This window comes from Acetobacterium sp. UBA5834 (assembly GCF_002435675.1).
In the GTDB taxonomy this organism is placed as follows: domain Bacteria; phylum Bacillota; class Clostridia; order Eubacteriales; family Eubacteriaceae; genus Acetobacterium; species Acetobacterium wieringae.
In genome coordinates this window covers 1-22,277 of record NZ_DJGY01000053.1, presented here as the reverse complement: position 1 = coordinate 22,277, position 22,277 = coordinate 1, and the positions used below count along the sequence as shown (strand labels likewise).

Sequence of the window (22,277 nt, the reverse complement as noted above, 5' to 3'; positions counted from 1 at the left end):
TTTTCTCTGTCTTGCTATCTTATACGCTTTTAACATCCAGTATACCCTTTTTACATACCCCCTTGCACTCTATTTTAAACGCAGAAAAAGTTTCAAGATAAAAATAATCCTGAAACTTTTTGTGTTAGGGTGCCGATAGAATTTTGTTTTGCTTAGTCTCTGTTAGCATCGATTATTTAAAACAAACTCCAGCAAAATCCGGATTCCCCCACCCTTGCCCTTGCCGTGTAAATCAAAATTTCCGTTTGACTAAGAATAGCAAGATCCCGATCAATCGGCCGCTTGGATACTTCAAAATGGTCGGATAGGGCTTTGGCTGTAATGGTTTTTTTATCCATAAGAATATAGACAATTTCAAATAATCGGCTTATCTGCATTGCATCACCTGAATCTTCTCTCTGGAGATAATCACATTTCTGATATTGAGATAAGAACTTGAGCTGCTGTTGATGTGATTTAAATCACCCAATCAAAGGCTTCCATCGTTACTTCTTTAGCGGCATGACCGGAAAAAAGCAGTTCCGGAGTTTTTATACTGACTTTTGTTCCTTCCGGCACCGATTTTGTGATAAATACATTACTACCAATGACAACACCCTTTCCAACAACCGTATCGCCACCTAAAATTGAAGCCCCGGAATAAACGGTAACCTCATCTTCCAGACATGGGTGTCGCCGCACGCCTCTGAGTTTCTGTCCGCCCCGAGTGGATAATGCTCCCAACGTAACACCCTGATAAATTTTGACGTGTTCCCCGATAATCGCCGTTTCACCAATAACCACACCGGTCCCATGATCAATAAAAAAGTATTTACCGATGGTCGCCCCAGGATGGATATCGATCCCGGTAATGTTATGGGCATATTCGCTCATAATCCGGGGGATCAACGGCACTGAAAGTTTATACAACTCATGTGCCAGACGATGAATACTGATGGCAAAAACACCGGGATAGCAGAAGATGATTTCGTCCTTACTCTTTGCCGCCGGATCACCGTCAAAGGCGGCAATAACATCGGTTGCTAAAAACTCCCGAATCTGCGGAATTCTGCTCATAAACTCATCGCAGATTCGCAACGCTTCCTGATGATAATGCTCCTCGCCCAAATTTTCCTTGCGGCTGGCCTGATGCTTCAAGGCCAGGGTAATCTGCTTGGTTAAGCTCTCAATAATACAGACCAGCAGCTCGCCAATATGATAATCCTGAATTTCTCTACGAAAATTGGTTTTCCCGAAATAACTGGGGAAAACAAGCTGGCGCAAAGCTTTAGTGGTATCAATGATTACCGTACGGTTTGGTAAAAACCCTAAATCATGCGGGGCAATATAGCACTCCTTTCGATAACTTTCTGAAATGTTGTCAACCAATTTACCTATTTTTTCTTTATATTCGTTACTCATTGTGTTCCCTTTCACTTTCGCTTATTTTTACACATCAACCATTTGATAAAATATCTGTTTCTATAAAATTTTCTTTTATTATACTACAAAATCCGACTTAATCCGGAAAAATAATAAGGATTAACCCCTTTAAATATTAGGAGTTAATCCTCAATTAATTTGTTGCTGTAATCAGATAGTCAGTACCGATACACTGCTGCCAGATCCCTTTCGGTGGGCATCTCATCTTTGCCCAGAATCAACACCTCACCGCCCCGGCTCAGTACCACCTCAGCCATATCATCATAGACATCGCCAACACGGGGATCGGCAATTTCACCCTGCATAACCGTGCCCAGCTGGGGATCAAAGCGGCCGGGATGAACCGTGTTTTCTTCCAGATAGAGGCTTGCGACCTTGCCTTCGACAATGGCCCGGCCAATCTGTATCACATCATCAGACCCCAAATCCTTGGCGTGGGCTTCAGAAAAAGCGGCCATCCGGTCTTTCAATTCTTTTTTAAATCGTTCCTGCATCACATCCTGAACCTTTACATACAGGCTTTTCTTGTCCAAAGAATCGCCATCAATTTTGATGCCCTCATCAATCAGGAAATTATTTTTTGACAGCTTTCTGAATTCACCCTGGTGTTCGTCGGGACTGACCAGAATCAGGGGTATTTTTTGTTTTTTGGAATACTGTTCCAGCACAAAGGTATCGACATGACGGAAGAACTTTTCCTGATCCACCTTCCGCTCATCCTTGGCCCCGCCATGACCGTGATACATCGACTGATCGCCACCGATGCTGGCCACAGACAGGTGGGGGGCGGTTTTTTCAGTTCCCAGTACCCCTTCCATGGTGGCATCCCTGGCATCCACCGGAATTTCGGTGATGCCGTAACGGTCGGCTTCAAACAAAACAAAATTATCCCGATTCAGTCCCAGCACATGATAATGGCCATTAGACTGAAAACTTCGCAGCAGGGGTTTTATATAAAAACTGTCTGACACAATCGCCAGGCTTTTGACATTCACCGGCAGCTTATAGACAATACATTCGTCTTCATCTCCCAGAATGGCCATACTTTCGGTGGCCCCTTCCCAGAACAAAGCATCTTCTTCCATTTCTTTAAACAGCGAAAACAGATCCTTAAATCCTTTGAATTCTTTCTCTTTCAAAGACGCTTGGGCTTCTTTAACGAGATTTTTAAAACGGATGGGATTTTCCAGACGATCCGGTTTCTTGATATGGGTATCCACATAAATGGAGATCACCGGCCTCTTTCCTTTTTCCATCATCGGATGGGGAAATTCTTTAACGATTTGATAGTTCATCTACAAATCCTCCTCTCTGGTTTATGGAGTATTTACCCGTTTTTTTTATAAAATCACACCACCCTTTATTTCATCATGCCAGGTTCACAAAATAATACCCTAACCCAGCTTTGACAAAGCTGTCAAACAATGCTAAGATTGCCTTATTAAACTGAAAACGTTATAGTGTTGCTATTATCCTGACCGAAAAGATTTTTTCTGACCGGAAAGGTGCGAAATTGGCAAGTTTATTGATAATGCACGTGCTTGCTTTATTTTTTAAACATCCTGATGCAATTGCGCTCTCTTTCCGCCTATTTTTCGGAAAGAGAGCTTTTTTGTATTTGAAAAGAGGGAAAACATGCGAATTGAACATGATTTATTAGGACCGTGTGAAGTACCGGCGGATGCCTATTATGGTATCCATACGGTGCGGGCTAGGGAGAATTTTCATCTGACCGGCCAGCCGATTCACAAAGAGTTGGTGGCCGCTCTGGTGGTCATCAAGAAAGCGGCAGCGCTGACCAATCTAAGCATTGGCGCCCTGGCGCCTGACAAAGGCGAAGCCATCATCGCCGCCTGTGACGAGATTCTGGCGGGAGCCCTGAGTAACCAGTTTGTGGTGGATTGTCTGCAGGGCGGCGCCGGTACCTCGGCCAATATGAATGTCAACGAGGTGATTGCCAACCGGGCCATTGAACGCCTGGGCGGACAAAAAGGGGATTACCGCCTGATACATCCGCTGGATCACGTCAATCTTCACCAATCGACCAATGATGTCTTTCCGACTGCGGTGCGAATTGCTGCCATCCGGCTGTTAAAACCGGTGACCGAGTCCTTTGCCAACCTGCAGTCGGCCCTTCAGGAACAGGAAGAAGCCTTTTCCCGGATCATCAAAGCCGGGCGAACCCAGCTTCAGGATGCCGTACCAGTAACCCTGGGTCAGGAGTTTGGCGCCTGGGCCCAGGCCATTTCCCGGGATCGCTGGCGGCTTTACAAGGCTGAAGAGCGGCTCCGGCAGGTGAATATCGGTGGTACTGCCGTGGGTACCGGCCTCAATGCCCCCCGGGCCTATATCTTTACGATGATTGAAAAACTTCGGGATCTGACCGGCATCAGCCTGGCCCGAACCGATTACATGATGGATCCGACCCAGAACTGCGATGTCTTTGTGGAAGTTTCAGGACTGTTAAAAACAGCCGCCGTCAATCTTTCAAAAATTGCCAATGATCTACGGCTGCTGTCCTCCGGACCCTACACCGGCCTTGGCGAAATCACCCTGCCGGGAGTTCAGGCCGGATCTTCAATTATGCCCGGTAAGGTCAATCCGGTCATCCCTGAAGCGGTCAATCAGGTTGCCTTCCAGATTATTGCCAATGACACCACCATCACCCTGGCAGCCATGTCCGGACAGCTGGAGCTTAATGCTTTTTTACCGGTGATTGCCAAAAACCTGTTTGAGGAACTGGATCTGCTCCGTCATGCGCTGCCGCTGTTTAGCAAGCGCTGTATTGCCGGGATTACCGCCAACGAGCAGACCTGTCGGGACCATCTGGAAAACAGCACCGTCATGCTCACCGCTCTGACTGCCATCATCGGCTATGACAAGGGCACCGAAGCAGCCCTGATTTTAAAAGAAACCGGAAAGCCCATCCGGGATATCATTCTCGAAAAAAATTGGATGACCGTTTCGGAGCTCGATGCAGTATTAAAACCGGAACGGCTGACCTCACCCAGCATGGATAAAAAACACTGATCAAAATCTCTTAGCTAATTGCAAAACTGCCGTAAGCTTTGCGCCCAGTTTCGAAAGGAAAAAAATTATGAATCTCAATAGTATGAATGAAACCCCGATGTCCAGCCGGATGGCGATTGGCCTTTTTGGCAAACGAAATGCCGGTAAATCCTCTTTGATTAATGCCCTGACGGACCAGTCGGTGGCGGTTATTTCGGACGTGGCCGGAACCACCACCGATCCGGTTTATAAAACCATGGAGCTGCTGCCGATCGGCCCGGTGGTCTTTATTGACACCGCTGGTCTCGATGACACCGGTGAACTGGGGTTGCTGCGGATTGAAAAAACCTATGAGGTCCTCCGGAAATGTCATTTTGCCATTGTGGTGGCAGATATTGAAACCGGCATCACTGACTTTGAAGAAGAATTCATTGATCAACTGATCAAGCGCAAAATCCCCAGCGTTTTTGTGCTCAACAAAGCCGACAAGGGCTGTCCTGCACCGGAAGAGATCGAAGCCTTGAAAAAATCCCTTAAAATCCCCTTATCTTTTACGAGTGTTTATAATGGCACCGGGATTAAAGCCGTTAAGCAAATGATCATCGACCATGCCAATTATGAAGATGTGGAACCGGCCCTGGTTGGCGATCTGATCGATTCCGGAGATATGGTGGTACTGGTGACCCCAATTGACAAATCGGCCCCCAAGGGTCGGTTGATTCTGCCCCAGCAGCAAACCATCCGGGACATCCTCGAAAAGGATGCGGTGGCGATGATCACCAAGGAGCATGAGCTCAAACACACCTTGGAAAGCCTGAACAAGCCGCCAGCCATTGTCATCACCGACTCCCAGGCCTTCCTGAAGGTCTCGGCCGATACCCCTGCCGATATTCCCCTGACCTCTTTTTCGATCCTGTTTGCCCGACAAAAAACCGATTTGGCCGAAATGGTTCGGGGGATTAAACGGATTGAACAACTGGCCCCCGGGGATAAGGTGCTGATTGTTGAGGGCTGTACCCATCACCGCCAGGCCGATGATATCGGCAAGGTTAAAATTCCCCGCTGGATCCGCCAGATTGCTGGCTGTGATATTGACTTCCATTGGGCCTCCGGGGCCCATTATCCCAAGGATATTGGCGAGTATGCGGTGATTGTCCATTGTGGCGGCTGTATGCTCAACCGTCGGGAAATGCAATACCGGGTTCACACCGCCCGACAAAAAGGGGTTTACATCACCAACTACGGGATGCTGATCGCCTACGTTCAGGGAATCTTAAGCCGGGCGCTGGAGCCTTTCCCGGCAGCCAAACTGGCCCTGGAAGAAAATCAATTGAATTAACGCAGTACATTCAGTTACAGGCAAGTTTGCTGTGTGGGCGGTCAATGACCGCCCTGAATATCGATCTCAAACTTAATCTCAATATAAAAATCGACGCCAGTGTACGAGTGGGTTCCACTATCGTCAAAAAACACCCTGATATATCATCCGGGTGTTTTCAGGTTCTGGCGCAATACCTGTTCAACTTCCACTGCCTGCATTGGCTTATGGTAGTAAAAGCCCTGAACCGTATCACAGCGGTTTTCTTTTAGAAAATTGACCTGTTCGATGGTTTCCGCACCTTCAGCAATGACAGCAATGCCTAAATTTTTAGCCAGCTGGATGATCGTATTAACAATGGCCTGATCTTTTTCATCACCAACAATCCCATCAATAAACTGCTTATCTATTTTTAACTGATCAATGGGCAACAGTTTTAGACGGCTCAGCGAAGAATATTCAGTGCCAAAGTCATCGATTGAGATGTAGACCCCTATTTTTTTTAGTCGGTTCAATACCCTAATCACATAGTTGGCTCTGTTGATGGCAATACTCTCAGTCAATTCCAGTTCCAGATATTTGGGTTTCATCTCTGTTTCTTTGAGTAATTTTTGAATTTGATTGATTAACAGCGGATTGCGAAATTGGGTGGCCGAGACATTTACAGCAATTCGAACATGGGCTAGTCCCATGTCCTGCCAACTTTTATTTTGAAGACAGGCTGTTTTTAATACCCATTCCCCAATAGGATTGATGAGCCCGGTTTGTTCCGCCAGGGGAATAATCACCTTCGGCGGAATCAACCCCAGCTCCGGATGCTGCCATCTCAACAACGCCTCAACGGCAACAATTTTACCGGTTTCCAGAGAAATCTGGGGTTGATAATAAACCCGCAACTCATTATTGTCCAAGGCATGATACAAATGACTGATGAGTTTATTCTTAAATTCTACCTCCTCATATATGGTGTTTGAACACAGTACGTAATTATTTTTGCCCTTATCCTTAGCCTTATACATGGCAATGTCAGCATTCTTAATCAGTTCCTCGGCGGTTTCCCCATCCTTGGGAAAAATAGCAATACCGGCATTAGCCGCAATATAAAATTCCTGGCCGTTGACTATAAAGGCATACTTGAATAAACCAATGATTCGGTTAGCTACCTTTAGCACCTCTTTTTCCCGGGCGATGTTATTGAGCATAATGACAAATTCATCCCCTTCAAAGCGGCAAACTGTATCGGTTTTTTTGATCGTTTGGGCCAGTTTCTGGCTGACCTGGATCAGCAATTTGTCCCCTCCTTCATGCCCCATCATATCGTTAACGGTTCTGAAGCTGTCAATATCCAGATAGATGAACCCGATCATCTTTTCGGCTGTCCGGGATACCTCAATTTGTTTTGCGATGCGTTCACCTAACAACAATCGATTTGGCAATCCGGTCAGTTGGTCATAGTAGGCCCGATACCGGATTTCCCGTTCGGACTGAATCTTTGACATCGCATCTGCCAGCAGATTGGCGATGATTTCCAACATATCCGCATATCGATCATCAATGACTGCAACTTCTCGGGATAAATAAAATACTAAAAATCCCCGAACATCGCCCCCCCGGCAGGAAATGGGAATGGCCATGGTTACATTGCTGTTGCCGCATATTTTTTGTTCTTCCTGTTTTTCCCCTGATTGATTCGCTTGCTCAAAACAATGCACCACCTGATTGGCAAGTATCCGCTTAATCCAGGCCGGAGCATTTGCCACCGGGATCTCCTGATGACAATGCTTTTGCGGTTTTAGCCCTTCTCGGCACCATTCATCGGTACAACTGAAATTTGTTTTATCCAGACTGAAAAAGCACAGACAGGCCCGATCCATATCAAAAGCTTCGCCGCTTTTTTCCAGCCATTTATTGGTGATGGTTTCAAAATTCTCACTACTGACCGTCAGGAACTCTGCGGAAATCTGCGCAATCATTTTCTGAATCTTAATTTGCTCGGTATTTTCTTTTAGCCGCTGAACATACAAAGAGTTGACAAAAAAGGCCACCCAGATACCGATACCAAACAATCCAATTCTGACCACATGCTCGTTGCTGTCAATCACCACAATCGCCTGCGGCATGATGATAAAGACCAGAATCTGGGTCAAAAAAATCGACACCGTGATTCCCACGATAGCAATCCGGTTATTAAATACAAGGGCCATAATAATTAAAATAAAGGGAAAAGCCCATACTGTCAGACTGGCTGAGCTGATAAACCGAAGGGTAATCAACGGAATGGCAGCTACCAATATCACCATAATGATCTTATTCTGATGCTTTCTTAAACGATTGCTCCGCTGGGTAATCTGAATCACCAGCCCAACCAGTAATAGCAGGCTGCTAAAGCGGAAAATGGCAGTGAGCTCGTCGGAACTGGCCATAAAATACTGGGAAATAATATTCAACAAACTACCGGCAATAAAGACTACCGTCAGGTAATTATAGATCTGTTCCCGGGTATGGTTGTTTAAAATCATTTCGTAGGTACTGATGGGCTTCATCTTCACCAGGCCGTATTTTTTGATTGAAAAAAAGATACACAACGTCACGATATACATAATGTTTGGCAGTATTTGGAGGATTGACATCAGTGAAAACAACTGACTGATGACTTTAAAAACAACTGCTACTGCCAGAGAAACTGAAAAGCACAGCAAAATATAGCGGCCCTGTTTTTTATATTGTGGATTTTTTGTATTTCTGATCCAATCAATCAATAACACCAGCCCTAACAAAATACCACCAAAATAGTATAAATCATACAGCCGATCCCAGCCGTTATTCCCTGGGGTATTGATCCAGCCAAAGGGCGTGTTCGTTAAATTATATTGAATAATTGCTAAGTCCCGTGACAGGGAGAACACATAAACTAAAACTGCTACCGGTATGTAGATCAAAAAATAAAGCCACCATTGTTTTAACAGCTTGTTACGCTGGGTTAGTACCAGAAAAAAATGAAACAGCAGCCCCGGAAAGGTCGCCCACCCCAAGGCCGATACCCGGCGCCAGAATAAACAGCTTTCCAAATCCGGTGCCGATACCGCCAGAGCAAATGCGAAAGCCCAAACGCTTAGGAATGTACACAACACAAAAAAAAGACGGTTGCTTTTCTCTTTTGAATTAGTCAAAACAATATTGCTGCCAAAAAAAACATAGCTGCCGCCAATCACAAAAAATATAAATGAAACCAGATACGGTATCATCTCCACAATTGCTCCTTTCCCATGATATGTATTGGATCACAAGAACAAACCATCATTGTTTTTATGCTTTATACCCACAAATATTCAATTTCTACATAATTTGTTGCAATTTCATGATTAAAACCGCCTGTGGATGCTTTTAGCAACTCACTCACCACGAGTATTCGAGACCCCCAAAGAATGTCAAACAAATTCAAGCACCCCAATTCTTTTTCAGAATGGGGTGCTTGAACTTTTTAGTCATTCTGTTGGCAGTCATTATTTTCAATCGCATTCTCTGCTACTTCACCACTTCATAGGGCCAATCCACAATACCACCAAAATCATAGATATTGCTATAGCCGAGATCCACCAGTTTTTTTGCCGCCTCGGCACTCCGGCGGCCGGTGCGACAATAAACAAGAATGGTCTGATTCGAATCGGCTAAAACAGTGGGAGCCTTAGCGCTGATCTCGGTGTCCGGAATCAGTACGGCATTCTCAATATGACCTTCGTTATATTCCTCCTGAGTCCGGACATCCAGGATGACCAGGTTTTCACCCTCATCGATCATGACTTTGGCCTCTTCAGCCGTAATTTTGTTAACTGACACTATCTTCTCCTTTGTTTGTTGCTGACTTGAACATCCCGCCACCAAAATGACCACAATCAGCATCAGTATTCCTAACTTTTTCATCGCTTTGCCTTTCATAAAAACCAAATCATCCGCTCAGTTAGTAAATTCCATAAAATTCTTCCATCGTTTTACCGCTGTTGTAAATGGCCGTGGCTACCGGAACCCCCAGGTACCGCAGATGCCAGGGTTCATAGGCATAGCCGGTGATATTGGTTTTGCCCTGGGGATAGCGGACAATAAAACCATACTCATGAGCATGATCCCGGATAAACTGACCCTCCGCCGTGGCACCAAAACTTTCCACCAGATCAAAATCAACGGTGGCGGAGGTGACATCCATGGCCAAGCCCAGTTGATGCTCACTCATTCCCGGCCGGGCACTGACCAGCTCCGCCCCGGCGACTCCATACATCTCGACATTCCATTGATACAATGCCGCCTGAGTCGCATAAGAGCGATACCCGGAATTGCAGTAGAGGGTCAAGCCCTGAGCACTGGCACCATTAAATAACTGGATCAGATGCTCGGCGGCATCAGCCCGCAGTTGGGTGTCCCGGGTGGAAGGCAGATTAACCCAGACCAGATCATCCGGTACATAATCCGCTGGGATATGATGGTTTTTATTGACCAGCTGGGCCAGTGAGCCCAATTCGTTGGCGGTATTGTCAGGTATCGGCAAGCCTTTTAGTTGAACAATTATTTTAATGCCCTCCAGGCGCAGCCCCAACCCTTCAGTCCCTGCACTTTCACCATTCATCACCCAGGGCATCCAGCCAAAGCCTTCCACATAGGCTTCATAATACACGTCGAACAGATTGGCATTGGCTCCCGTCAATCGAATCTTTATTCCTTCCAGTCGCAACCCCTGGTTTGCTGTGCCGCTCAATTCACCGTCCTCTTTCCAACCCTGCCAACCAAGATTCTGGACATGGGTCTGGTATTCAAAACCAACATTGCTTTCTGGATTTTCATTTATTATTTCGATGGCTTCCAGACGCAGATTCTGTCCTGTGGTACCACTCATTTCGCCATTTTTCTGCCAACCCTGCCAGCCAATATTCTGGATATGCGTTCGATAGGTCGATTGGGTGTTGGTGGTGACAAAGGGACGATCCGTTGCCCCCGGTGCCGGATCACCCTTGGGTACCACCATGATTCTGATCCCCTCCAGCCTTAAACCAAACCCTTCGGTTCCGGCGCTGGCATCATTCTTAGCCCAATCCAGCCAGCCAAAATTCTGGGCATGAACCTGATAGTAAACGTCGTAATTCCCAGCGTCAGCCCCGATCAGTCGGATTTTGATGGCTTCCAGCCGGAGTGACTGGCCCGAGGTTCCGCTCATCGCACCGTTTTTTGCATAATTCTGCCAACCGATATTCTGGACATGGGTGGTATACTCAATGCCCACATCACCGCTGACATTCTCCAGGTTGACTTCAATACCCTCCAACCGCAGCCCCTGGCCTTCCATGCCACTCATGGCTCCATTGCTGACAAAATCCTGCCAACCGACATTCTGAACATGGGTACGATAAGAACAACCCATCATTGCATTCACCGCACGCTCCGAGGTCACGACCCGCTCCACCGAATCGGCTGTGACAGCGTTTTCAGTTTGTGTCGAATTATCTTCGGCGCTAACCCTGCTGATATGCGGCGTCATCGCCAACAATAAAACCAGACCGAATAAACCAATCAGTGTGATCCTCATTGCCCTTAATCTTAACATTTCATTCAACCCTTCCTTTTATAGTATTATCTTAAAAAATTAATTCCCATGATTTATTTTATCATAAATCATGGGAATGGTCAGATAATTTGTCGGCATTCGCTGTAAAATCATGTCTGCTCGTATTTCCTGTTAGCTGATTTTTTCAGTTTTTTCGGTCATCCTATTTTTTCCCGGAGCGCTCTGCTTTTCAGAAATGATCAACCCCAGGAGGGTCAGCCCAATTCCCAGTACCGCTAGCCCGGTTAATCTTTCCTTAAGAATCAGCACCGATGTTGCCACGGTGATGACCGGCACCAGATAAATATAAACCGTGGTTTTAGTGGCTCCCAATCGCTTGACTGCCAGACTCCAGGTGACAAAGCAGAGCGCCGAAGCCAGCAGTCCCAGAAACAGCAGATTAAAGAGATAAACCGGCTCTGCCAATGGTTTAAGACTCCAATTGACATCAAAAAAGGGCAGGGCCGGCAGCATAAAGAGGAGCCCGTAAAAAAAGATCCGCCTTGTGGTTTGAATGCTGTGATACCCCAGGCCACTAATTTTACGGGTCAGCACCGAATAAACTGCCCATACTCCGGCTGCCAGCAGCGCCAGTAAGTCACCAATGGGGTTGAGTTGCAGCACCATGATCCCATTAAAGCTGATCAGAAAAATTCCGATAATGGCAGCCAGAAAACCGATGAAAAAATTCAGGCTCAGTTTTTCGCCATCCAGAAAGAAATGGGCCAGGATGGCGGTGAAAAAGGGGGCAATCGAAATAATCACCCCAACGTTTGTGGCATAGGTATAGGTAAGGGCAATGTTTTCAAGCAAAAAATAGAGGGTAACCCCACACAAACCAGCAGCCATCATCAGCCTTTCCTCGGCCCAGCTGCGTAGGCCCATGCGCCGGGGATAGACCAGGGTCAGGGCGAGATAGCCGATCACAAAGCGAAAAACCAGAATCTCGATCGGGCTAAAAACATCCAGTAAAATCTTTGTCGAAACAAAGGTGATGCCCCAGATAAAAATCGTAAACGCTGCGGCCAGATGGCCAGTCAGCCGATACTCGCCGCTCAATTTTTGCGCCCTTCGTCCCCGCTCCTGGTTCCCCGGGGCTGCGGATCATTCGAAATAAATATTTTCTGGTATTGTTTGGGCGTAATCCCGATGAATTGCTTAAAAAAATTAGTGAAGTGACTCTGATCCGAAAATCCGGTCTGATAAGCTGTTTCAAGCGGCTCCAGCCCTTTTTCCAGCAACTGCTTGGCCTGGTTGATGCGCACCGTCTCCAGATAGCGGTAAGGGGTGATCCCCTTTGTTCTGGTAAAGGCCCGGACCAGATAATACTTGCCGCATCCGGTTAAGGCACATAAGTCTGCCAGTGTGATCCGCTCCTGATAATGTGCTTCCAGGTAGGCGCAGATCATTTCAATGTTGCCATCACTTTCCGGCTGATCACCATCGGTTTCCCGGATTCCATATTCTTCGACCAGCTGCTCGATCAAAAATAGAAAGGCTTCTTCTTTGTTAAATTCGCCTGCTTCCTGCATGACCATCTGATGCAGTTCCTGAAGGGCCTTGACCTGCTCGCACTGGGCTACTACCGGCTGTTTAAAAATCAACTTATCCGGCTTTCCGGTGATTTCAAAAACCACCTCCTTCATTATTTCCGGTTTGATGTTGAGGCACCGGTAATCCAGGGGTTTTTCATCAATTTGTTCGCAAAAATGATTATCGTAGGGATTAAAAAGCAGCAAATCCCCTGGTTCTACCCGGTATTCCCTGTTCTTGCAGGACAATTTTCGCTGTCCGCTTTCAATAAAACCAATCACATAATGTTCATGAAAGTGATTGGGGAATTTTTGAATAATGCCTTTTAACCGCAAGGCTTCGATTTTCAGTTCGCCATCATAACGGACGATCCGTTCTTCATGGTGTTTCATTTAACTACCTCCGCTTCCATCCCAGTGTAGCATTAATCTTCTTTTATCTCTAGGATGATATTGCAGTTCCGAAAAAAAAGCAGGAAATTACTTTCCTGCATAAAGATTCATTCGTTTGCCTCTGACAAAGCCAATCAGGGTGAGATTAAACTGACGGGCCAGTAAAACCGCTTCGTCGGTGGGCGCTGAATGGGAGGCAATCACCGGGATACGGCTTCTGATCGCTTTGATAACCATATCCGAGGGAATCCGGCCGGTGGTAAACAGGATCGCCTCAGCGATATTTTTTTCTTCTATCATGGCCTGGCCAATGGTTTTATCCACTGCATTGTGGCGGCCGATATCTTCGCAGATAAACGCCAGTTCGTCACGAATGCTCATCGCACAACAATGGGTTCCGCCGGTTTCGGCAAACAGCCCGGCATTGTGGTTGCAGGCATTGGCCAGCATCAATACTGTTTCGTGGGACCAGTCATGAACCGGTAAGGGCATCAGGCTTTTGGCGTAAGCAGCCTGGCGGATTTTTCGGTTATTGCCACAGGAAATCGAGTTGCTGCCGGTATCATGATCAATTTCCGGCAATGGCAGTGGTTTATACAGCTGGACCTTGACCCGCTCCCCACTTTCACAGACATAAATAAATTCAATTTCATCGGGATTTTTGATATAGCCCTCGCTGAGCAGAAATCCCAGCACCAGGGCATCCAATTTTTCGGGGCTGCAGACCAGTTTAAAGGCCAGTTGATCATTAATATAGGCATTCAGATGATGTTCGACAATCACCATATCGGTCATTTTCTCTTCAGTCAAGCGATGATCTGCCGACTGCCGGATGCGTTCGATTGCAAAACTTTCTTTTAAACTTAAGTTGTGGCTTTCATTGATTATCTTCATTGCGCTTTTTTCTCCACTTTTTTACTATAAACAGGCTAAAATATCATTCACCTTCACTGAGAGCTGAATGTTGAACAAGGTTTCGCTATCGGATAAATCAAGCTCAGTTAATTCAATAATCCGATTAATCCGGTATTTGAGGGTATTGTAGTGAACATGCAAACTTTTCGCAGTCAGGGTGGTATCCTGATTATAATTAATATAAGCTACCAGGGTTTCCAGAAAATTGCTGCCCTTTTTATCATCCAGGTCTTTTAGTGTTTTCACCACCGGATGGATTAAGTTTTTAATATTGGTTTCCCCTCTAAAGCTTAAGATCATATGGGGAATAATCAGATCATCATAGTTGCGAATTCGCCCTGGTTTTTTCAGCTGATCGCCCAAGGTCAGCGCATTGTGCGCCTGTTTATAGTGCTCACAAAAATCGTACAGGTGATAAAATATTTTGCTGATGCCAGCGGTGCAGTCATTTTCTTCCAGTAGGTTTTCAAACGATGCCATTTCCCGCTCATTCTGAATTTCTGCGGTGATGGTGTCCAGCAAAATCACCAATTGTCCATTGTAAATAATCACCGTTTGCCGGTTAAAGAAATTCTGATAAATCCGCTTTAAGTAATACAACCGATCATTGGTATTCTGGCGATTATCGATGCGGATAACCAGGGCGAAAAGATTTTTATAGAGCTTTAGTCCATAAATTCTTTCCCGTTCTTCAATGGCCGCATGATCATACATTTTCTGGTTCAGCAGGGCAATTAAAAAGGTGTCACTCAGTGAACTGGCGGTCTGGCTGATGCCGTTGGCATCCTCCATGGTCATCGCTACAGCATGACACAGCATAATCAGTATTTCCTGATCACTTTCGCTAATTGGATGGTGGTATTCCAAAAGCTTCAGATAGGCCAACGGACGATTGTTTTTTAAAACCCGGCCAACCAGTTGCCGGTGGTTTAACAAGCCCGTCTCCCAAATGACCAGCACCTCTTTGCCCTGATCGATTTCATTTTGATTTTCATCCGTCATCACCGATTTAGCATACTCTTTATTGACATAGCCCTTGGACAAAGTCCATTCCCAAAGCGGTTCATTATTAATATTATTTCCCCCGGAATGAGCAATAAAACATAATGAAACATCAACCAGCAACAAGGGATTACCCAGCAGTTGATAGCCCAGATCCAGTAATTGCTGGATGGTATAGCCCTTCTGACAGGACTCAAGAATCTTTATTGAGCTGTCGCCAATCCGATACTGATCCTCAAATAATTGTCTGACCCGCTTAATCACCGTTTCCGGGCTCCAGGCTTTATCCACCAGAATGGCATTCGTGCCACTTTCTCCCGTATACTTTTCGTCCAGGGGCTGATCCTCGATGATAATAAAACAGATTTTGTGATCCAGTCGTCGCTGGATATCAGACCCCTTTATAACATAGGCATAGTCCGGCGACACGTCTTCTTGTTCAGTAAAAAAGTCAATGCCTTTAATTTCAATCGTGTCGTCATTTTCATTGATGCGCATTCTAACAGGACGCCCATTCAATACCGACCTCATTTTTTTAAGTGTTACCGCCATCAAAACCACCTTATCATCTTATCGAATTTGACTCATTATATCACGGGGTGAAACCCCTGTACATCAGGGTCTTAAATAAAAACCACTGACCGTTTGCCGATCTCATTTTTAGGAATAATTTACCAATTCAACCTCCTTATTTTGTCACTTTTTACAAGCCTGCTTTGTCAAACGACTTCTTTTTTGATCACTAAAATCTCAAACCCTCACAAAGACGGCGCCACCCCCAACTGCTATACTGGTGCCAGCTCGAAATGACAACGCTTTAACAAAATCAAGGAGGATTTGAGATGGTACAACGATACTCACAATTATGTCCGGTAGCTTTCGGTGCTGGCGCTGTCAGCACCACCGGAGATGTAGCCAAAGAATTAGGATTTAACAGGGTTTTAATCGTCACGGATGAAAACGTAAAAAAAATGGGGCACTCTCAAAAAGTAGTCGACAGTTTAACCGCAGCCGGAATGGAAATCTTTTTATTTGCCGACTGTGAAATGGATGCCCCGGACTACACGGTTCAGACTGGTGCCGATCTGGTAAAAACTCACGCCATTGATGGGATAGTCGGCATTGGCGGCGGCAGTGTTCTGGATACCGCCAAAGGAATCAGCACCCTGGCTGCCAATCATGTCAGTGTTTCGGAACTGCTGGATTCGGCCCGAAACATGATGCCGCTGGAAAACCCACCGATAAAGCTGATTTTGATCCCCACCACCTCTGGCACCGGCTCGGAAAGCACCATTATCGCCGTCATCAGCGATACCAAAAATCATGAAAAAATCGGTGCCATTGCACCACCCAGCTTTGCGATTGTTGACCCTGAATTGACCCTGGGGATGCCAAAAGAAATTACAGTTTACACCGGCATGGACGCTTTTTCCCATGTTTGCGAAGCATTAACCAGTGTGCAACCCAATCCCCACTCCGATATTCTCTGTTATGATACCATTGAACGGATTACCAAATGGCTGCCAATCGCTGCTGCCGATCCCTTGAATCTTGAAGCCCGGGAAAATCTGGCCCTGGCCAGCAACAATGCTGGCATTGCCTTTAATGATGCCATGGTTCACTTGGGTCACGCCATTGCCCACGCCATGGGCGCCACCTTTCATATTCCCCATGGCATTGCCTGCGCCCTGGTCACACCGGTTATCCTTGAATTAACAGCTCCCGTTTATCCCGAAAAAGTCAAAAAAATCGGCACTTGCATGGGCCTAACCATCAGTGCCACTGATCCCCAGGAAATTGGAATCGACGTCGCCAATGGATTACGTCAATTTCAGAAACAATTGGGGATTCCAACCCTTCCGGACTTAACTATATCCCGAGAACAAATCCTCGGCTGTACAAACTATGTCGCCAATGAAGGTCTGCGTTTTCTCTGTCCGGTTCCGGCCACTGAAGAACGCATTGCCGCATCGCTGGCCAAGATTTACGACTGCTATCAGTAAATCGATTTATAAAATTTAAGGAGAATCTCTATGACTTTTGAAAATTTATTATCCCCCATCAATATTGGTTCATTAAAAATCAGAAACCGGGTGGTGATGGGCGCTATGGGTTCGGGAACGGCTCATGACAATGCCACGGTTTCGGAATGCGAATGCGCCTACTACGCCGAGCGTGCCAAAGGTGGGGTCGGACTGATTATCAACGAAGTCACCCGGGTAAATAATGAAACCGGCGTGATGATGCCCCGCCAAACCTCCGCCGCCACCGATGACTGTATCCCGGGACTGGCAAAATTGGCTAAAGCCGTTCATTTTTATGACGGTGCCATCTTTATTCAGCTGCATCATCCCGGCCGACAAACCGATAACATGGCCATCGGTGGGCGGGCGACCATCTCCCCCAGTGGCATCAAGAGCATGCTGACCCAGGCCGAATGCCGGGAAATGACCAATGCCGAAATAAAAAGCTTTGTTCAGGATTATATCAATGCCGCCGAACGTTGCTACAAAGCGGGGATCGACGGGGTTGAACTGCATGGCGCTCATGGCTACATGCTAAACCAGTTTATTTCCCCGCTGACCAATAAACGGACTGACGAATACGGCGGCAGCACCGAAAACCGGGCCCGGGTGGTTAAAGAAATTATTGAAGGCATTCGCGCCCGCGTCGGTCGCGACTACCCGGTGATGTTCCGGATTTCAGCCGATGAGTTTCTCCGGGAATCGATGTTTCCCTTTTCCGAAGACGGCTTGCTACTGGATGAAGCAGTGGAAATCTGTAAATACCTGGTGCCCTTTGGTCTCGATGCCATCAATGTCTCGGCTGGTATTTATGAAACCATGAATCAGGCCTGGGAACCGATTTCTTTTAACGAAGGCTGGAAAATCTATCTGGCTGAAGCCGTAAAAAAAGCGGTGGATGTGCCGGTCTTTGGGGTCGGTGTGATCCGCAACCCGGAATTTGCTGAAAAAATCATTGCTGAGGGTCGCGTGGACGGGGTTACCATCGCCCGGGGTCTATTGGCTGATCCCGATTGGGTTAATAAAGCTGCTGCCGGAGCGGTGGATGATATCCGCCGCTGCATCTCCTGTCTGAACTGCATGGACTCCATGATTGCCAATGGGATGAAGGGCGAACCCTTTGCCTGTGCCATCAATGCCCGGGCCGCCCGGGAATGGTTCTATAATGATGCCCGGCAGGATGGCGATGGCCGTTTAGTGGTTGTTATCGGTGGGGGCCCTGCGGGCATGGAAGCGGCCCGCAAGCTTTCTGAACGGCAATTTAAGGTCGTCTTATTTGAGAAAGACGGCGAACTGGGTGGCCAACTCGGTCTGGCCAACAAGCCGCCTCATAAAGATAAAATCAACTGGCTGATTGACTATTATAAAACCCAACTCACCAAGCTGGGGGTCGAAGTTCGCCTCAATACACCAGCCACCCATAATGCCATTACAGCCCTGAACCCTTATGCTGTTTTCGTGGCCACCGGTTCCGAATCAATCGTTCCTCAATCGATCAAAGGCGTCAAAAAAGCCCATGTCTGCACCAGTACCGATATTCTCACTGGCAAGGTCCAGCTCACTGGTAAAAAAGTCGCTGTGATCGGTTCTGGCATGACCGGGGTTGAAACGGCTGAACTGCTGGAAACCCAGGATAATGAGGTTTTTGTGGTGGAGATGGCTGATCGCATTGGCCCCGATGCCAGTTGGCAGAGTTTCAGCGACGTTCAGGCCCGCCTGATTAAATTTGGCACCGTCTTTATGCCAGCCCATAAGCTGATCGAAATTGATGAAGCCACGATTAGGTTGGAACAAAGCAACGGCCAATGCCTTGACCTCGCCGTTGACAATGTGGTTCTATCCTTAGGCGTCAAAGCTGATCAAACCTTGGCCGATGCGCTCGTTCTTCATTTTGATCGGGTTGTCAAGATTGGTGACACGGCTCAGATTGGCCGCATTGCCAATGCCGTCGAAACCGGTTTTGTCGCCGCTTATCAGTTGGTTTAGATTTTAATACTATCATATTTTTAAATTTTTCGATAAAAATTGGCAAAGCCTGAGGCTTCGCCAATTTTTTTATGTTTTTATCCGTATTCTTCTCATGTCTCAAGCGCTTCTTCCCAAACCACAGCGTTTCTACCTGCATTTTTGGCCTGATACAAAAGCTTATCAACCTGATTCATGGTTTTGCTGTAATCTGCCTTATTATACCAGCATAAGCCAATCGACACCGTACAGGGAAAATCCGTCTGTCGGGATTGGAAAGCCGCCCTGAACGCTTCGCCCCGGTTTCTGGCATTTTCAAGGCTTTCCCCTTCAATCAGCACCGCAAACTCTTCCCCACCGTAGCGACAAATCACGCCATCGTAAAAATGCTCACTCAAGCAATCGGCAAGTTCACAGAGTACGGTATCTCCGGCCAGATGTCCATATTGATCGTTCACCAGCTTAAAGTGGTCAATATCCAGCAACATAACCACGCCCGCCTTCTCCAGCTGATTGAATCGCTGGACAAAATGATGCCGATTATAGAGTTGAGTTAAGTGATCAGTGATAGCCAAAATCTCAACCTGTTTTTTTGCCTCAGTAATTTCGGTCACATCGGTAAAAACAACGATGGTTCCATGGTGCTTTCCAATCGCATTCAAGCGAATCTGATAATGTTTATCACCCATGGCAATAGTCTGAGAATCACTGCTCTCCAAAATATGCGCCAAAACCATATAACGGTTTATGGGCTCTCCAATCTTTAATTGACCGAGGATTCCAAACAAGCTTTGCATCGCCCGATTCATTTTCAGAATATAGCCTTCGCTGTCAACCACAATAACCCCCTCACCAATGGTATTAAAGATCATTTCATGGGTGACTTCACTCAAAAAAAGAATATCATAGCGATAAATACCACTGGCCACCAACACACTTAAAAAGATAAATGAAAAAGGTATCAGATCAATTTCACCAATTCCCCAGCCCAATAAATAACAGGTGCTGGCAATCATCGGAACCAGCATTCCGGTAAAAACCAGAAAGGCCCGCCTTCGGGTCACCCCTCTGGTATTTAGGATCTGTCCAATCAAAACAACCAGGGCATAAATCATCGCAAAATACAAGGCCCCTACCTGAACCATATACCATTGACCTTTTTGTGTCATCACGATGGGAAAGCCAATGCTTCTATCCACCCCCATTTGAGCATAATATAAACCATGCATCGCATTTGTCTCAACCAAAAACAAGGTAGCCGTACAGATGGCCAGCACAATCCCCATCACATAATTGTTGGCAAAACGCCGCTCCCCGGCATACTCTCTGGCAAACCAGAGAATGAGAATGGGATAAAAAGACACGCCCAGATACTCCACTCGAATCCATTGATACATGGTTTCCCAATCCGAGCTCATCAATTCCATCCCATAGGCAAAACTGTGAATTGCCATGGCAAACATTAATAGCGTAATCGCTTTAACCCCAGAAATTCCCCGATGCCGAAAGCCAACGATCCCCAAAACAATCAAGACCATTGATGAAACCACCAATATTGTGCTTAAAATTATATTCATCTAACTAGCCTCATTCAAAATTATCGTTGTCAAAAAAACACCCTTGCAAACCGAACTAATCGACACGCTGATTTTTTATTCGGCCTTTTTTATCGTTGGCGGTTGCCAACTGCCATCAAACACTGATTCCTGAGGCAGATAAATTCGCAGGTACAGATGAAAGTTATCGGCTGAGATCGGCAACCAGTTATTTGCCAATGTGGCATCAGCTGGGGCCTGGGTTTGCAGCAATAAATCCAGTGATCCATCCTGATTGTAGGTGACGGCACTGCGGTCATTGATGCTGTAACGATTAATCGGATTATCGATTAAAAAATTATCACTGTCATAGGCGGTGATCGACCAGAAACCGGTATCTTTGGTTGGTGGGAGCTGCTCTTTGTCAAAATGGATCACATAATTGTTGGTGCCATCAAAGGTGACGCCATCACTAGTGGTGCTGGCATTGGGATAAATGGCGACGGAAACCGGATTGGCTGCCAAACCGTTTAAAGCAATCAATGCCCGATAATCATATTCGGTGCCAAATTCGGCCACCGGTTCACCAAAAAACCGCCAGTTATTCATCTGAACCAGAAAATCCTGAGAATCGTTGAACAAGGTGGTCGACAGATCATTGATCATCGTATTCCACTCGTCCTGTCCGGAATCCCCCAATATCGCCGGGTCAAATTCAAGGCCCGGGCCGACGCCCACCGCACTGATTTTTTCGATCATGGCCTGATCGGCGCTGGCAGGAGGATTGGCAACCATTAACGCATTGGCGGTATTAAAAAACTCCGCCGGAGTCATCTGCAAAACATGTTCGATGGGAATAAAGTTATTACTTTCACTATAGCTGCCCTTAGCTGGAATATAGGCTTCCCCCGACAAATAATTCGTCAGCGGCAGCAATTGGATGTTATTTTGAATGGCATAAACATTGTCAAGATCGGCTTCGCCGTAGCTGAGCACCCGACACAGAATCCAGGCCATATTGGTAGGCATGGCAACATGAACCAGGTCTTTGGGAATTTCACCACTGTAATCCGGCCCGGTAATCAGAAAAGCCGTCTGATCCGGATTATCGCTGCCGGAGCCGGTAATTTTGACGGCATTGGTATAAGCATCCATGATCTCCCCGGAACAAAATCGGTCAGCTTTGGGCATCACAAAAACCATTGCCGTATCCGACAGATCAAGAAAGGCTTGGGAGTACAAGGTATCGGTATTAAGGGTGACCACATCCTTGGCACTGGCATTGGCCAGATTATGGCTGTGGAACAACTGATTAGGCGGTGCCTGGGTCGTCGTTGGCTCTACCGTATTGGTCATCTTTTCCATGGTGGCATTCACCAGCACCAACGGAAAGGCATAAACGTAGGCATCGTAGATGGTCTCTTTGATACTTTCTGTTTTGGGTCCATTCTGGCTGGCGGTACAGCCACTCAAAAACAGCAACGAAAGAAATAGACAGATAATCTTGGTAATCTTCTTCATGACAAATTTCCCTTCTTATTCAAATAAGCTAGTGTAATGTATCATTGACAT

General features: G+C 46.4%; 16 protein-coding genes. 4 read left to right on the top strand and 12 right to left on the bottom strand.

From position 1 onward, the window contains the following. Positions 1-176 precede the first annotated feature (176 nt). The 3 genes from B3F51_RS10545 to B3F51_RS10535 form a co-directional block, all read right to left on the bottom strand. Positions 177-338 (bottom strand): HTH domain-containing protein, encoded by a 162-nt coding sequence (locus tag B3F51_RS10545; protein ID WP_286946994.1) that lies wholly within the window; start codon positions 336-338, stop codon positions 177-179. A 118-nt stretch (positions 339-456) separates the two neighbouring features. Continuing rightward, positions 457-1,401, bottom strand: a complete 945-nt coding sequence (gene epsC, locus B3F51_RS10540; RefSeq protein ID WP_286946974.1) for a serine O-acetyltransferase EpsC — start codon at positions 1,399-1,401, stop codon at positions 457-459. Positions 1,402-1,580: 179 nt separating this feature from the next. Further along, complete coding sequence (locus tag B3F51_RS10535) at positions 1,581-2,717, bottom strand: hypothetical protein (RefSeq protein WP_286946972.1); 1,137 nt, start codon at positions 2,715-2,717, stop codon at positions 1,581-1,583. 340 nt (positions 2,718-3,057) lie between these two features. On the opposite strand from B3F51_RS10535, the gene B3F51_RS10530 reads away from it, so the two are divergent. Further along, on the top strand, positions 3,058-4,452 hold the full coding sequence (locus B3F51_RS10530) for an aspartate ammonia-lyase (protein ID WP_286946970.1): 1,395 nt from the start codon (positions 3,058-3,060) through the stop codon (positions 4,450-4,452). Between the two features lie 67 nt (positions 4,453-4,519). After that, positions 4,520-5,770 (top strand): [FeFe] hydrogenase H-cluster maturation GTPase HydF, encoded by a 1,251-nt coding sequence (hydF, locus tag B3F51_RS10525; protein WP_228878459.1) that lies wholly within the window; start codon positions 4,520-4,522, stop codon positions 5,768-5,770. A gap of 143 nt (positions 5,771-5,913) precedes the next feature. Here hydF and B3F51_RS10520 read toward each other — a convergent pair whose 3' ends face one another. From B3F51_RS10520 to B3F51_RS10490, 7 genes are all read right to left on the bottom strand, one after another. Further along, a complete protein-coding gene (locus B3F51_RS10520) occupies positions 5,914-8,994 on the bottom strand; it encodes an EAL domain-containing protein (protein ID WP_286946992.1) in 3,081 nt (1,026 codons plus the stop codon). A gap of 280 nt (positions 8,995-9,274) precedes the next feature. After that, entirely contained in the window at positions 9,275-9,586 is a 312-nt protein-coding gene (locus tag B3F51_RS10515; protein WP_250934094.1) for a rhodanese-like domain-containing protein, read from the bottom strand. Between the two features lie 121 nt (positions 9,587-9,707). Next, positions 9,708-11,339 carry a D-alanyl-D-alanine carboxypeptidase family protein gene (locus B3F51_RS10510; protein WP_286946967.1) on the bottom strand — a complete coding sequence of 544 codons (1,632 nt, stop codon included), beginning with the start codon at positions 11,337-11,339 and terminating at the stop codon, positions 9,708-9,710. Positions 11,340-11,471: 132 nt separating this feature from the next. After that, positions 11,472-12,398: a DMT family transporter gene (locus tag B3F51_RS10505; protein WP_286946965.1), complete on the bottom strand. Its 927-nt coding sequence runs from the start codon at positions 12,396-12,398 to the stop codon at positions 11,472-11,474. Next, positions 12,395-13,264 (bottom strand): AraC family transcriptional regulator, encoded by an 870-nt coding sequence (locus B3F51_RS10500; RefSeq protein WP_286946963.1) that lies wholly within the window; start codon positions 13,262-13,264, stop codon positions 12,395-12,397. Before B3F51_RS10500 ends, B3F51_RS10505 begins: the two co-directional genes overlap by 4 nt. A gap of 87 nt (positions 13,265-13,351) precedes the next feature. Continuing rightward, on the bottom strand, positions 13,352-14,158 hold the full coding sequence (gene fdhD, locus B3F51_RS10495; RefSeq protein WP_286946961.1) for a formate dehydrogenase accessory sulfurtransferase FdhD: 807 nt from the start codon (positions 14,156-14,158) through the stop codon (positions 13,352-13,354). A gap of 24 nt (positions 14,159-14,182) precedes the next feature. Next, positions 14,183-15,733 (bottom strand): PucR family transcriptional regulator, encoded by a 1,551-nt coding sequence (locus B3F51_RS10490; protein ID WP_286946959.1) that lies wholly within the window; start codon positions 15,731-15,733, stop codon positions 14,183-14,185. A gap of 290 nt (positions 15,734-16,023) precedes the next feature. Between B3F51_RS10490 and B3F51_RS10485 the strand changes: the two genes are divergently transcribed. Next, positions 16,024-17,184, top strand: a complete 1,161-nt coding sequence (locus tag B3F51_RS10485; protein WP_286946957.1) for an iron-containing alcohol dehydrogenase — start codon at positions 16,024-16,026, stop codon at positions 17,182-17,184. Positions 17,185-17,214: 30 nt separating this feature from the next. Next, positions 17,215-19,191, top strand: coding sequence for an FAD-dependent oxidoreductase (locus B3F51_RS10480; RefSeq protein WP_286946955.1), 1,977 nt, complete (start codon positions 17,215-17,217; stop codon positions 19,189-19,191). Between the two features lie 92 nt (positions 19,192-19,283). Here the strand turns inward: B3F51_RS10480 and B3F51_RS10475 are convergent, their stop codons facing one another. Both B3F51_RS10475 and B3F51_RS10470 read right to left on the bottom strand, forming a co-directional pair. Then, positions 19,284-20,747, bottom strand: coding sequence for a histidine kinase N-terminal 7TM domain-containing diguanylate cyclase (locus B3F51_RS10475; RefSeq protein ID WP_286946953.1), 1,464 nt, complete (start codon positions 20,745-20,747; stop codon positions 19,284-19,286). 75 nt (positions 20,748-20,822) lie between these two features. Continuing rightward, on the bottom strand, positions 20,823-22,226 hold the full coding sequence (locus tag B3F51_RS10470) for a DUF1254 domain-containing protein (RefSeq protein ID WP_286946951.1): 1,404 nt from the start codon (positions 22,224-22,226) through the stop codon (positions 20,823-20,825). Positions 22,227-22,277: the final 51 nt, after the last annotated feature.